At 75.5% G+C, this 13344-nt stretch carries 11 protein-coding genes; 1 reads left to right on the forward strand and 10 read right to left on the reverse strand.

Annotated elements, in window-relative coordinates; genetic code table 11:
• Nucleotides 1-10: 10 nt before the first annotated feature.
• From ACPPVO_RS27945 to ACPPVO_RS27970, 6 genes are read right to left on the reverse strand one after another with little or no spacing between them, the layout of a single operon-like run.
• Nucleotides 11-589: a D-sedoheptulose-7-phosphate isomerase gene (locus tag ACPPVO_RS27945; RefSeq protein WP_426514116.1), complete on the reverse strand. Its 579-nt coding sequence runs from the start codon at nucleotides 587-589 to the stop codon at nucleotides 11-13.
• Entirely contained in the window at nucleotides 586-1779 is a 1194-nt protein-coding gene (locus ACPPVO_RS27950; protein WP_426514117.1) for a glycosyltransferase, read from the reverse strand. Before ACPPVO_RS27950 ends, ACPPVO_RS27945 begins: the two co-directional genes overlap by 4 nt.
• On the reverse strand, nucleotides 1764-2711 hold the full coding sequence (locus ACPPVO_RS27955) for a glycosyltransferase (RefSeq protein WP_426514118.1): 948 nt from the start codon (nucleotides 2709-2711) through the stop codon (nucleotides 1764-1766). The genes ACPPVO_RS27950 and ACPPVO_RS27955 overlap by 16 nt, the downstream gene beginning before the upstream one ends.
• A complete protein-coding gene (locus tag ACPPVO_RS27960; protein WP_426514119.1) occupies nucleotides 2708-4282 on the reverse strand; it encodes an HAD-IIIA family hydrolase in 1575 nt (524 codons plus the stop codon). Before ACPPVO_RS27960 ends, ACPPVO_RS27955 begins: the two co-directional genes overlap by 4 nt.
• A complete protein-coding gene (locus tag ACPPVO_RS27965) occupies nucleotides 4279-5169 on the reverse strand; it encodes a glycosyltransferase family 2 protein (RefSeq protein ID WP_426514120.1) in 891 nt (296 codons plus the stop codon). The genes ACPPVO_RS27960 and ACPPVO_RS27965 overlap by 4 nt, the downstream gene beginning before the upstream one ends.
• Complete coding sequence (locus ACPPVO_RS27970; RefSeq protein ID WP_426514121.1) at nucleotides 5166-6812, reverse strand: carbamoyltransferase family protein; 1647 nt, start codon at nucleotides 6810-6812, stop codon at nucleotides 5166-5168. Before ACPPVO_RS27970 ends, ACPPVO_RS27965 begins: the two co-directional genes overlap by 4 nt.
• Nucleotides 6813-6942: 130 nt before the next feature.
• Between ACPPVO_RS27970 and ACPPVO_RS27975 the strand changes: the two genes are divergently transcribed.
• Entirely contained in the window at nucleotides 6943-8337 is a 1395-nt protein-coding gene (locus tag ACPPVO_RS27975; RefSeq protein ID WP_426514122.1) for an aldehyde dehydrogenase family protein, read from the forward strand.
• Nucleotides 8338-8484: 147 nt separating this feature from the next.
• On the opposite strand, the gene ACPPVO_RS27980 is transcribed toward ACPPVO_RS27975, so the two are convergent.
• Genes ACPPVO_RS27980 through ACPPVO_RS27995 form a run of 4 tightly spaced genes read right to left on the reverse strand, consistent with a single transcriptional unit; the run spans nucleotide 8485 to nucleotide 13281 of the window.
• Nucleotides 8485-9618, reverse strand: a complete 1134-nt coding sequence (locus ACPPVO_RS27980; protein WP_426514123.1) for a SigB/SigF/SigG family RNA polymerase sigma factor — start codon at nucleotides 9616-9618, stop codon at nucleotides 8485-8487.
• Between the two features lie 22 nt (nucleotides 9619-9640).
• Nucleotides 9641-11515, reverse strand: coding sequence for a CheR family methyltransferase (locus tag ACPPVO_RS27985; protein ID WP_426514124.1), 1875 nt, complete (start codon nucleotides 11513-11515; stop codon nucleotides 9641-9643).
• A gap of 9 nt (nucleotides 11516-11524) precedes the next feature.
• Nucleotides 11525-12265, reverse strand: a complete 741-nt coding sequence (locus ACPPVO_RS27990; protein WP_426514125.1) for an ATP-binding protein — start codon at nucleotides 12263-12265, stop codon at nucleotides 11525-11527.
• Nucleotides 12262-13281: a chemotaxis protein CheB gene (locus ACPPVO_RS27995; protein ID WP_426514126.1), complete on the reverse strand. Its 1020-nt coding sequence runs from the start codon at nucleotides 13279-13281 to the stop codon at nucleotides 12262-12264. The genes ACPPVO_RS27990 and ACPPVO_RS27995 overlap by 4 nt, the downstream gene beginning before the upstream one ends.
• Nucleotides 13282-13344: the final 63 nt, after the last annotated feature.

Consider the following 13344-nt stretch of genomic DNA (forward strand, 5'->3'; position numbering starts at 1 on the left):
AGCCGGACGGTCACGATGCCACCAGCCGGGCCTGCTCGACGTGGGCGTCGATGTGCTCGCAGATCACGTGCGCGGCCACCAGGTGCAGCTCCTGCACGACCTGGCCGTCGCCCGGGCAGCAGACCGCCTCGTCGCAGGCCTCGGCGAGCGGGTTCGGCCCGGGCCCGGTCAGCGCCCACGTGTGCAGCCCGGTCGCCCGGGCCGCGTCGACCGCGGCGAGCACGTTCGGGCTGCGGCCGCTCGTCGACAGGGCCAGGAGCACGTCGCCGGCCCGGCCGTGGGCGCGCACCTGGCGGGCGAAGACCTCGCGGTACCCGTAGTCGTTGGCGATCGCCGTGAGGGCCGCGGAGTCGGCGCTCAGGGCGATCGCGGACAGCGGCGTACGCTCGTCGCGCAGCCGGCCGGTCAGCTCGGCCGCGAGGTGCTGCGCCTCGGCCGCGCTGCCGCCGTTGCCGCACAGCAGCAGCCGGCCGCCGTCGCCGAGGATCTCGGCCAGACGCAGGCCCCAGCGCTCCAGGTGTACCGACGCATGCCGGAACGGGCCGATCGCGGCGGCGAGCGCGGTCAGGTGCGCGTCGAGGGCCCTCATCCGGCCACCGCCGGGACCCGCGCGCCGAGGGCCGCCGCGTAGACCGAAGCCAGCTGCTCGGCGCAGCGAGGCCAGGAGTAGCGCTGCTGGGCGCGGTCCAGGGCGGCCGAGGCGTAGGCGTAGCGGCGCATGGCGTCGTCGAGGAGGCGGCGCAGGGTCTGGCCGAGGGCCCGCGGGTCGCGCGGCGGCACGAGGTCGCCGGTGACGCCGTCCACGACGGTGTCGAGCAGCCCGCCGACGGCGGTGGCGACGACCGGGCGGCCGCAGGCCATCGCCTCGAGCGGGGTGAGGCCGAAGGGTTCGTACCAGGGCACGGCGGCGACGACGTCGGCGGAGCGGTACCAGGCCGGCATGTCGGCGGTCGGCACCGGCCCGGCGAAGCGGACCCGGTCGGCGACGCGGCACTCCACGGCGGCGCGCCGCAGCCGGTCGGTCTCGGCCGGGTCCGGGCCGCCCGCGATGACGCACTCGGCGTCGGGGACGAAGCTCATGGCGCGGATGAGATCCGCGAACCCCTTGCGCTCGACCAGCCGGCCCACGGAGAGGATGCGGGGACGGGACGTGCGGGGCGCGACCGGTCCGCCGGGGGTGAAGGCGTCCAGGTCGACGCCCGACGGGACGAGCGCGAGACGTGCGCGGGGCACGCCCAGGCGGACCAGCTCACGGGCCTCGTCGCGGCACTGGGCGATCACCCGGTCGGCGAGCCGGCCGATGCGCCGCTCGAAGCCGATCCGCGGCGGCGGGCTGGTGTCCGCGGCGCCCTGGTGGCGGCGCTTGACCGCGCCGAGGGCGTGGAAGGTCTGCACCACCGGGATGCCGAGCGGCCCGGCGGCGGTCAGCGCGGCCAGCCCGCTCATCCAGAAGTGCGCGTGCACCACCTCCGGCACCCACGGGTCGGCGTCCCACTGCGCGCCCAGCCAGCGGCCGAAGTCGCCCATGTACGGCAGCAGGGCGTCCTTCGGCAGGGCCTCGGCGGGCCCGGCCGGCACGTGCACGACCTGCACCCCGTCGCGCATCGCCACCATGCGGGGGCGTCCGGCGCCGTCGCGGCGCGTGTAGACCCGCACGTCGTGCCCGAGCCCGGCCAGGGCCGCGGCGAGCCCGGCGACGTGGGTGTTCTGGCCGCCGGCGTCCTCGCCGCCGGGTGCGGCCAGCGGGCTGGCGTGTTCGGAGATCATCGCGATGCGCACAGTTCGTCCTCCAGCAGGTGGTCCCAGTCGGCCAGGAAGCGGTCGAGGCCGTAGCGGCGGCGGGCGGCGGCCCGCCCCGCGGCCCCGAGGCGCCGGGCGTCGCCGGGCGATTCGATGAGCCAGAGCGCGGCGTCGACGAGCGTGTCGACGTTGGTGGACAGCACGCCGGCCTCGGGGGGCACGGCCTCAACGGCCTCGGTGGTCGCGAGCGCGACCACCGGGGCGCCGATCGTCATCGCCTCGATCAGGCTCAGCCCGAGCGAGGTCCAGCGGCACAGGTGCAGGTAGGCGCGGCGGCGGGCGAGCTCGGCGTGCATGGCGGCCTGGGGCGGGTCGTCGAAGACGCCGATGCGCTCGCTCGCGAGGCCGGCCACGCCCATCCCGAACACGTCCAGCGGCGCGGCCGCGGCGAAGCGCGGGAACAGGTCGGTGCCGGTGACCCGGCCACGGCGCACGGGCTCGTTGGTGACCACGGCGAGCCGCTCCAGCTCGCCGGTCCAGCGGGCCGCGGGCTCGACGATGCCGTGCTCGACGACGGTGGTACGAGTGCCGCCGCAGTCCCAGAACAGCGCGTTGAAGTGGGTCACGTGCACGATGACGACGTCGGCGCGGTCGGCCATCGGGTGCCGGGTGCCGGGCACGTCGCCGCGGGGGGTGTTGTGCTCGACGTACACCTTCGGCAACCGCGCCGTGCCGGTCCACATCGACAGCAGCTCCAGCTCCTCGGGCCGCTGCAACAGCACGACGTCGATCTCCTCGCGGGCCAGCCGCTCGTACGGCACCTCGCGCACCGACCCGGGCCAGTCGTAGGTGCGGGCCCGGCCGCGGCCCCAGGGCCCGCGATCCTCGGTGACCGGCACGAGGTACCGATGCTTGCCCTGCACGAACGCGGTGGTCCACGACCCGTGGACGTGCCACAGCAGAATGTTCACGGTCGTCTCCCGCTCCTGAGCAGTTCGGCGGCGGCGACGACCGCGGCCGGGTCGATGCCCGCCAGGCACGGGTGGCCGCCGATCGGGCAGACCGCGGCGCGGGTTTCGCGGCAGGGGGCCGCGGCGTCGCCGAGGCGCACCACCGGCACCCGGAACGGCGCCCACTGTCCGAAGGGGACAGTCGGGGCGAAGAGGCTCACGACCGGGGTGCCGACGGCGGCGGCCAGGTGCGCCGGCCCGGTGTTGCCCACGACGAGGCAGTCCGCGCCGGCCAGGAGCGCGGCGAGCCCGGCGAGGCCGGTGGCGCCGCCGAGGTCGGTGCCGAAGTCGCCGGCCACGTCGGCGGTGAGCGCCTTCTCGCCGATCGAGCCGGTGACGAGCACGTTCCAGCCGGCGGCGGTGAGCGCCTTCACGATGCGCCGCTGCAGGCCGGCCGGGGCGGCCCGGGCCGCGACCGAGGCGCCCGGATGCACCACGACATAGGGGCCGGCCGGCCGGCGCCGGTCGTCGCCCGGCGGTGGCTGTTCTTTGACGCGCAGGCGCAGGTCGTCGCCCGGCGGCGGCGGGAAGCCGGCCGCCATCGCGAGCGACAGCGCCCGCTCGGCCTCGGGGATGCCGCCCGGCACGCGGTGGCGCACGTCGAGCAGCGAGCCCGGGTAGTCGGTGCTGATCGCGCTGATCCGCCCGACCCCGGCCATCCGCAGCAGCAGCGCGGTCGGCAGCGGCGACTGGTGGAACGAGGTGAAGACGACGGCCTCGTCGGCCCCGGCCGCGTCGAGCCGGGCGACCAGCGCGCCGATCGCGTCGGCGGCGACCGGGTCGGGCTCGGGGTCGATCCACGGCAGCCGCCACTCGAGCACCTCGTCGACGCCGGGCAGCAGCTCGGCCGCGGCCCGCCCGCGCGGCCCGCACAGCAGCACCACCCGCGCCGCGCCGGCCGCGACCGTGCGGATCGCCGGGCCGGTGACCAGCACGTCGCCGGCGGAGTCGGGGCGCACCACGAGTACCGTGCCGGCCGTGTGCGGGGTCCGCGGGCCCGACGGGTGCAGCTCGTCGCGCTGCAGGATCATCTCGGCGGCGCCGCGCAGGTCGGCGGTGACGGCCGGGGCGGCGGCCACCTCCGGGCGCCGCGTCAGCCCCGTCGGGACCAGGATGCCGGCGGACCCGGCGGCGAGGGCGGCCTCCATGTCGCGGCCGATGTCGCCGACCACGACGCAGCGCTCCGGCGTGGTGTGCAGGTCGCGCGCCGCGGCCCGGACGAGGCCCGGGCGCGGCTTGCGGCAGAGGCAGCCGGCGTCCTCGTCGTGCGGGCAGACCTGCCAGGTGTCGAACGGGCCGAGCAGCTCCTCGATGCGGGTGTTGACCCGGTGGAGCTGCTCGGCGGTGATGAGCCCGCGGGCCACGCCGGACTGGTTGGTGACGACGCCGAGGCGCAGGCCGGTGGCGCGCAGGCGGTCGAGGGCGGCCCGGGCGCCGGGCAGCGGGCGGACCAGGGCGGGGTCGTTGTTGTACGGCACGTCCTCGACCAGGGTCCCGTCCCGGTCGAACAGCACGGCGTCGAAGAGGTTCATGCCGCCCGCCACCGCCATCGGCCGGCCAGCCAGTGCCCGACCGCCAGCGGGGGGATCAGGGCGCTGGTCAGCGCCATGGTGGCGACCTCGGCCGGGGTCCGCGGGCCCGGCGCGATCCGGGCCAGCGCGAACTCGGCCGTGCCCGCGGCCCAGCCGAGGCCGAGCGCCGCGGCCGACCACCGCCACCGGCCGGGCAGAGCGAGGGCGCCGAGCGCGCCGGCGGCCGCGGCGGTCACGAGCGCGTGGCGGGACCGGCGCCCGGGCGGGACGCCGAGCCGGGTGCGCCAGCGCGGCCCGTACAGCCGCCGCAGCAGGGCGTCGTCGGCGTTGCCGCGCTGGGTCCGCAGGCTCACCCAGGGGCTCTCCGGCCGCACCGGGTGCGCGACGGTACGCCCGCCGCGCACCAGCCGCCAGCCGGCCCGCCGGACGCGGTGGGCCAGCTCCGCATCCTCGCGGAACGCGCGCGGGAAACGCTCGTCGAAGCCGCCGGTCTCCTGCAGGGCCCGGCGCCGGTACGCCATGTCGGCGGTGATCCACTCGCCGGCCTCGAGCCCGATGGTGGTCCGCTCCCAGTCGGTCGGGCGGCGCCCGGCCGGCCGCGGCACGCGGACCCGGCCCTGCACGCCGCCGATCTCGTCGCCGACGTCGAGGTCGGCGCGCAGCCGCCGCACCCAGTCCGGCGCGGGGACCACATCGTCGTCGAGGAACACGACCCACTCGCCGGTGGCCCGCCGCCAGCCGGTGTTGCGGGCAGCGGCCGGACCGCGCCGCTCGCGGTCCTCGACGACGAGCAGCTGCAGATCCGGCGGAAGGGGGCCGAGCGCGTCCAGCAGCGGGCGGAGGCTCGCGCGGCGCACGGTCGGCACCACGATGCTGACGCCGGTCACCGGCCGCCGCCGAACGCCGCGGAGCGGTGTACCGCGAACGGACCGAGGGCGAGCAGGTCGACGGGGGCGGACCCGAACAGCTCCATCGCCTCCCGCGGGGTGTCCACCATGGGCCGGCCGGCGGTGTTCAGCGACGTGTTGACCACGACGGGCAGGCCGGTCCGCGCCTCGAACCGCGCCAGCAGGCGCGCCACGAGCGGCTCGTCATCCGGGTGTACCGTCTGCACGCGCGCGGTCCCGTCGACGTGCACGACGGCCGGGATCCGCGCCGCCCACCCGGGGCGGACGCGGTGCACGAAGAGCATGTACGGGCTGGGGGAGACCCCGTCGAAGACCTCGGCGAACCGCTCGGCGCGCACCATCGGCGCGATCGGCCGGAACTGCTCGCGGCCCTTGACGTCGTTGAGCCGGGCCGTCATCGCCCGCTCGCCGGGGTGGGCCAGCAGCGAGCGGTGCCCGAGCGCGCGCGGCCCGAACTCGCTGCGCCCCTGGAACCAGGCGACGATCCCGCCGCCGGCGAGCACCCCGGCGGCCTCGTCGGCGATGTCGTCCGGCCGGCTGTACGGCAGCGCCGCCCGTCGCAGCTCCGCCTCGAGCTCGGCCTCGCTCCAGCCGCGGCCGAGGGCGGCGCCGCGCATCGGGGCGACCGCGTGCCCGGCCGCGGCGGCCACGTGCAGCGCGGCGCCGAGCGCGGTACCCGCGTCGCCGGCCGCCGGCTGCACCCAGACGCGCTCGAACGGCCCCTCGGCGGCGAGACGCGCGTTGGCCACGCAGTTGAGCGCCACCCCGCCGGCCATGGTGAGCGTCGCCGGGCGCCCGGCCGCGTCGTACGTCCAGCGGGCCAGGTCCAGCAGCACCTCCTCGAGGCGCGCCTGGACCGAGGCGGCGAGGTCGGCGTGGTCGTCGGTGAGCTCGGCGCCGGCCGCCCGCGCCTTGGCCAGTGCGGCCCAGTCGACGGGCCGGACGGCGAAGCCGCCGGCTTCGGTGGCGTACACGAGTTCCCGCAGCTCCGGCAGGAACCGCGGCCGGCCGTAGGAGGCCAGAGCCATCACCTTGTACTCGTCGCTGGAGTGCAGGAAGCCGAGGTGGCGGGTGAGGTCCTCGTACAGCAGGCCGAGCGAGTGCGGCAGGCCCTGCGCCGCCAGCGTGGTCAGCTCGCCGCCGCGGTAGACGCCGGCGAGGTGGCTCGCGGACTCGCCGCGGCCGTCGAGAACGAGCACCGCGCCGTCGCCGCCCGCGCCCAGGCCGGCGGAGGCGGCGTGCGCGACGTGGTGCGGCACGAACCGCACCTGCTGCGGGTCGAGCCCGGGCAGCGCCTCGGCCAGGAACCACGGCGCGCGGCGGGCGTAGTCGACCCGCAGCGCGTCCCACGGGTCGTGCACGCCGAGCGCATCGAGGTCGGCGCAGAGGGCCGGGTCGAAGGAGTACGCGACCGCGTCGAGGTCCTCCGGGCGCAGCCCGGCCTCGGCCAGGCACCAGGCGGCCGCGAGCTCCGGGAGCTCCCACGCGGAGAACGGCACCGGCCGCTTGCCGTGCTTGCGGCGGCTGAACCGCTCCTCCTCGGCCGCCGCGACCGTGCGCCCGTCGACGACCAGCGCGGCGGCGGGGTCGTGGAAGACCGCGTTGATTCCGAGGACTCTCATGCTCGGTCCGGCTACCCCGGGTCCGTGGCATCAACCAAATCGGTTCTCCCGCAGAACCGTGCCCGGCATCCGGGATCCGTTCTGCGGGAGAATCGTTTGACCATCGGCGCACGGGGAAGGTGGGGGAGTCATGCACATCGTGGAGCACCTCATCGGCGGCGCCTGGGCGGCCGGCTCGGACGCGTCGACCGTGATCGACCCGCGCGACGGTAGGCCGGTGACGACGGCGCCGGCCGCGGCTCCGCACGAGGTCGCCGCGGCGGTGGCGGCGGCCCGCGCGGCCCAGCCGGCCTGGGCGGCGACCGCGCCGGCGGCCCGGGCCGACGCGCTGCGGGCGGCGGCGAACGCGGTGGAGCACGCGACCGGCGCGCTGGCCCGCACGATGGCCGCGGAGATGGGCAAGCCCGAGGCCGAGGCGGCGGCGTCGATCGCCGCGGGAGTGGGGACGCTGCGGCAGTACGCCGAGCTGGGCCCCCTGCACGGCGGGCGCACGCTCGCCGGTGACCCGGGCGCGCTGGACCTGATGGTGCCCGAGCCCCGCGGGGTCGTCGCCGCGATCACGCCCTGGAACGATCCGGTGGCGGTCTCCTGCGGGCTGCTGGGCGCGGCGCTGGCGACCGGCAACACGGTGGTGTACAAGCCCAGCGAGCGCGCCCCGGCCACCGGCTGGCAACTGACCGCGCTGCTCGCCCCGCACCTCCCGCCGGGCGTGCTGTCGATGCTCGCGGGCGCCGCCGCGACCGGGGCGGCGCTGGCCGAGTCCGCGGTCGACGTGGTCGCGCACGTCGGCTCGACCGCCACCGGCCGCGCGATCGCCGCCGCGGCCGCCCGCACCGGGGCCAAGGTGCTGCTGGAGAACGGCGGCAGCGACCCGCTCATCGTCGACGCGGGGGTGGACCCGGCGTGGGCCGCCGCCCAGGCCGCGCTGGGCGTGTTCGCCAACGCCGGGCAGGTCTGCGTCGCCGTCGAACGCATCTACGTCCACGGGGACGTGGCCGAGGAGTTCCTGACCGCGCTGGTCAAGGAGGCGGCCGCGTTCGAGATCGGGCCGCTGGTCGACGTGCGGCACCGCATCGCCGTGCACGGGCAGGTCGTCGACGCCCTGGACCGCGGCGCGACGCTGCTCGCCGGGGGCGTGGTGCCCGAGGGCCCCGGCGCCTGGTACCCGCCGACCGTGCTGTCCGGGTGCACCGACGAGATGCGGGTGGTGGAGAGCGAGACGTTCGGGCCGGTGGCGCCGGTCGTGACCGTGGCATCGTTCGACGAGGGGCTGCGCCGGGCCAGCCGCTCGCCCTTCGGGCTGGCGGCGACGGTGCTGACCGGCTCGATGAGCCGCGCGCACCGGGCGTGGCAGCAGCTCGAGACGGGTACCGTCAAGATCAATGCAGTGTTCGGCGGCGCACCCGGCGGGGCCGCGCACCCGCGCCGGGGCAGCGGGCAGGGCTTCGGCTACGGCCCGGAGCTGCTCGACGAGATGACGGCGACAAAGGTCGTGCACCTGGAGGCGCCGCCGGGCGGATGGTGACCGGCTAGGGGCTGTATCGAAGTGGATGGCCGGGCTGCGGCGGACTCAGACGCCGCCTGGAACCACCCCGGTATCGGGGCGCGCCCGGCGCGGCCCCGGCCGACGCCTGAGCCTCGCCTCGCTCCGACCCCCACTTCGATACAGCCCCTAGTCGTCCTGCAGGTGGCGGCGCAGGAAGTCGAGGGAGTGGGCGAGCAGCCGCGAGACGTGCATCTGCGACAGCCCGACCTGCTTGGCGATCTCCAGCTGGGAGAGGTTGCCGTAGAAGCGCAGCGACAGGATGCGCTGCTCGCGCCCGGGCAGCCGGGAGATCAGGCGCTTGAGCGACTCGCGGTACTCCACCAGGCCGAACTCGGGCGAGTCGCCGCCGATCGTGTCGAGCATGGTGCTGTCGTCGTCCATGCCGGGCGTGGGCACGTCGAGGGACAGCGGCCGGTACGCGCGGGTCGCCTCCATCGCCTCGATGACCTGCTCGTCGGTGAGGCCGGTCTCGTGCGCGATGTCGTTCACCGTCGGCGACCGCCCGAGCTGCTGGGTGAGCCCGTCCCGGGCCTGGTTGACGGCCATCCGCAGCTCCTGCAGCCGGCGCGGCAGCCGGATGCCGGAGGCCCGGTCGCGGAAGTGGCGCTTGAGCTCGCCGGTGATCGTGGGCGTCGCGTAGGGCCCGAACTCGGTGCCGTGCTGCGGGTCGAAGCCGTCGACCGCCTTGATCAGGCCGAGCGCGGCGACCTGGGCCAGGTCGGCGGCGGGCTCGCTGCCGCTGTCGTAGCGGCGGGCGAGGCGGTGCGCGGCCGGCAGGCACCGCTCGATCACCTGGTCGCGGACCCGGGCCCGGCCGCGGTCGCCGGCGGGGAGCTGGGCCATGCGCAGCAGCGACTCGGTGACGCCGGCCGGCCATTGCCCGTGCCCGAGCTCGACCGCGTCGAGGTCGACGGGCCGGCGGTCGCGCTCCTGGACCGGCCAGTCCAGCTGGTCGTACACGCCGAGCTGCTTCGCCGCCCCCGCGATCTCCAGGGCCGAGAGCGCCACGCCGGCCGCCCCGGTGACCTGCAGGCCGGCGTCGAGCTGCTCGCCCCGCCGGTGCAGGTACAGCAGAATCTTGATGGCGGCCGCGTCGACCAGGCGGACCTGGGTCACGTCGACCGCCACGTGCGCGGTCCGCGCGTCGAACTGCTCGAACACGATCTGCCGCAGGTACGGCGCCGAGGCGTAGTCGAGAACCCCGGCGCACTCGAGCAGGGTTGCATCCGGGCGCTGTGACATCGTGATCGTCAACTCCATGGCCGCCCCCTAGCCCCCAACGCTATGCCGATGTAGGCGGCGTCGCACCGGTAGCGGCCGGATTGGTAGCGCCCGCCTCCATCACGAGGATCGCGCCGATCACACCGGAGGTCTCGCTGGTCAGCGGCGAGCACACCACGCGCAGGTCGATCGTGCGCCCGCGGCGGTTCACCGCCGACTGCTCGACCTCCTCGCGCTCCGACCGGCCGGCCAGCACCTCGCGGATGGCCGGGCGCAGCCGGGCCGTGGACAGGCCGATGTCGATGTTGAGGAAGTGCTGGCCGGCGGCCTCGTCCGGGCGAAGGCCCCACAGGTCCTCGGAGCGGCGGTTCCACACCAGGATGTGCATCTCGCGGTCGAGCACGACCACGCCGGCCTGCAGGCTGGTGAGGATCGCCTCCATGAACGAGTTGGCGTCGTTGAGCTCGGTGGTGCGCTCCCGCAGCTCGTCGTTGATCGACTGGAGCTCGTCGTTGGTCGACTGCAGCTCCTCGTTCATGGTCTCCAGCTCCTCGTTCGTGGACTGGAGCTCCTCGTTGGTGGTCTCCAGTTCCTCGACCGTGGACTGCAGCTCCTCGTTGGTGGTCTCCAGCTCCTCGTTGGTGGACTGCAGCTCCTCGTACGCGGTCTCCAGCTGCCGGTTGGCGTGCTCGAGCTCGTCCTGCAGGCGCCGCGCCGCGGTCATGTCCTGGAAGATCACGACGACGCCGAGCAGGCCCGCGTCGGAGTCGATGAGCGGGTGGATCTGGATATTGAGGTACTGCTTCTCGCTCGCCGAGGTCACGAGCTCGATGTCGTCGATCCGGGTCACCCGGCGCTCGACCTGCGCCTGCTCGATGTACCCCCGCAGCTCCACCGGGCGGTAGGACAGGTCGAGGTCGCGGAACGGGCGGCCGATGTCGCGCGGCGAGACCCCGAACAGCGTCTCCGCGTGCCGGTTGGTGAGCGCGACCAGCCCGTCGGCGGTGACCACGACCTGGGCCACGGGGCTGGCCATGAAGGCCTCGTTGCGCAGCCGGTCGAGCCCGGACAGCTCGGTGCGGGGCGGGACGTGCGGCTGCTCGGCCAGGTACCCGCCGCCGTTGAGCACCGGCCGGGACACCTTGCGGAACATCCGCCGCTTGAGGTCCAGCGGCGTGAACAGGTTGGCGTGGCTCAGCAGCATCTCGGCCTTGCCCAGGAACAGCACGCCGCCCGGGGCGAGCGCGAAGTGGAACCGCGACAGGATGCGGGTCTGGGTCTCGGCGTTGAAGTACATCAGCGCGTTGCGGCAGACCAGCAGGTCGATTCGGCTGATCGGGGCGTCCTGCACCAGGTCGTTGCGGCCGAAGATGACCGAGTGGCGCAGATCCTTGCGGAACGTGAGGCGGGGGCCGGAGGGCTCGAAGTACCGCTCCAGCAGCTCCGGCTCCAGGTGGGCCAGGTCGCGCTCGGCGTAGGTGGCCTGCCGCGCGTGGGCGAGGCTCTCCTCGTCGACATCGGTCGCGTAGATCTTGACCCGCTCCCGGAACTGCTCCGGTCCCATCGCCTCGGCCAGGACGACGGCCAGCGTGTACGCCTCCTCGCCGGACGCGCAGCCGGCGCTCCACACGCGCAGCGGCCCGTCGTGCTCGTCGGTCAGGCGCGGCAGCACCTCGCGGCTCAGCGTCGCCCACGCGTCCGGGTCGCGGAAGAACCCGGTCACGTTGATCAGGATGGTGTTGAACAGCGCCGTGAACTCGTCCGGGTGGACCTGGAGGTAGTCGAGGTACTCCGCGTAGTCGTTCGGCGGGACCTGGGCCATCCGCCGCTCGACCCGCCGCATCAGGCTCGACCGCTTGTAGCCGGTGAAGTCGAAGCCGCGGGCCTCCTTGAGGTAGACCAACAGCGCCTCGAAGTCCGGGTCGGGTTGGGTCACCGCGCCACGCTACCGCTTGATCGGCAGGCGCAGCGTCGCCCACACCACCTTCCCGCCCGCGGTGTGCACGCATCCCCATGCCGAGGACATGCCCTCCACGATCAGCAGCCCCCGCCCGGGCTCCTCGTCGTCGGCGGAGCGCTCCAGCGGCAGCGGGCTCTCGTCGCGCACGGCCACGTGCAGGTGCCGGTTGCGCAGCGCGACGCGGACCCGGATCGGCGTGCCGGCGTGCTCGACCGCGTTGGCGACCAGCTCGGTGACGATCAGCGCCGCGGTGTCGGCCAGGTGCCCCACCTTCCACTGGACGCAGGCCCGGTCGACGAGCTCGCGGGCCGCGCTTGTCGAGTGCGGCTCGGCCGGCAGGTCGAGCTCCAGCCGCCGCGGCCCGGGCAGGCGCGCGTGGGCGCTCAGGGCGCCGGCGAGGTCGGCGTGCACCGCCACCCGGCGCGCGACGCCGAGCCGGTCCAGCTGCTCGCGCAGGTGCGGCCGCGGCCCGACGATCATCACGTCGGTGCCGGTCTCCGCGCCCTGCCGGGCCAGCATGGGCAGGGCGGTCAGGGTGATGTCGTCGCCGGCCTCGAGCCCGGACACGTCGACGATCAGCACCTCGGGCTGGTCGGTGAGCGCCTTCTGGGCGCAGTTGCGCAGTTCGGGCACGGTGGCGAAGGTCAGCCGCCCCTTCGCGTGCAGCACCGTCACCGGGAAGTCCGGCTCGTGCGTGCAGGTCAGCTCGTCGGCCTCGGCATTCATGGCAGCGCGTCCTCCGGGACGTCGTTCTCCAGCGCGGCGAGCCGCTCGATCAGGTGCCGGATGGTCTTGCCGGCGGTCTCGGCCTCGTCGGCCGCCTCGCCGTAGCGCAGCGCCGTGGACCCGTAGCCGCGCAGCTTCGCCGCGCTCGCCATGCGGCGGCTCAGCGCGGCCTTCTCCTCCAGGCTGCGCAGCGCCATCCACAGCGCGCCCTCCAGCGACCCGCCGAGCTCGTCCAACAGCCCGGGCGCCGACCAGGCGTGCCCGACCCGGCAGCGGAACCGCCCGGGGGCCGCGGGCAGCTCGAACAGCGCGCCGTGGCACGACGGGCACCCGAACCCGGCCGGTATGCCGCCGACCTCGTCGGCGGTGACGTCCTCCATGGCCGCCATCGCGTCCTCCACGTCGATCTCCGCCAACTCCACCACCTCCCGCGGCGCCGGCCCCGGCAGCTCCGCGAGCAGCTCGGCGAGCGTCGCCCCCATCCGCCCGGCCGGGAGCGTCCGGGCCGTCGGCACCTGCGCGACCGCGTGGTTCGGCATCGACGGGTAGAGGGCCTCCCCCGGATCCTGCACGAACCCGGAGCCGCCCTGCCGGACGATCTCCGACAGGCCGTAGGCGCCGTCGTCCCGGTTGCCCGACAGCACCACCCCGAGCGCGGCCGCGCCCCACCAGCGGGCGGCCGAGCGGAACAGCGGGTCGGCCGCGGGCCGGTGGCCGTTCTCCACCGGGCCGTGCGAGAGCCGCATCCGCCCGTCGCGGATCAGCAGGTGCTGGTTGGGCGGTGCGACGTACACACAACCGGCCTCCAGTGCGGCGCCGTCCGTGCCGTGCACGGCCGGCAGCGGCCCCGACCGGCTCAGGATCTGCGGGAGCGCGCTCGTCCCGGTGCGGGGGACGTGCAGCACCACGCACACCGCGCCGGGAAGGTCAGCGGGAAGCCCACCCACGAACGTGCGCAGCGCTTCCACACCACCAGCGGAGGCGCCGACTACGACGATCCCCCGGGGCTCGGTCATGCTCACAGGTCCTACGCCGTACACGGGCTGTCCATGGACTCGCCGCTTACCCTCGCGAGGGGC

The sequence above is a fragment of the Dactylosporangium sp. McL0621 genome, from assembly GCF_049995355.1.
GTDB lineage: Bacteria > Actinomycetota > Actinomycetes > Mycobacteriales > Micromonosporaceae > Dactylosporangium.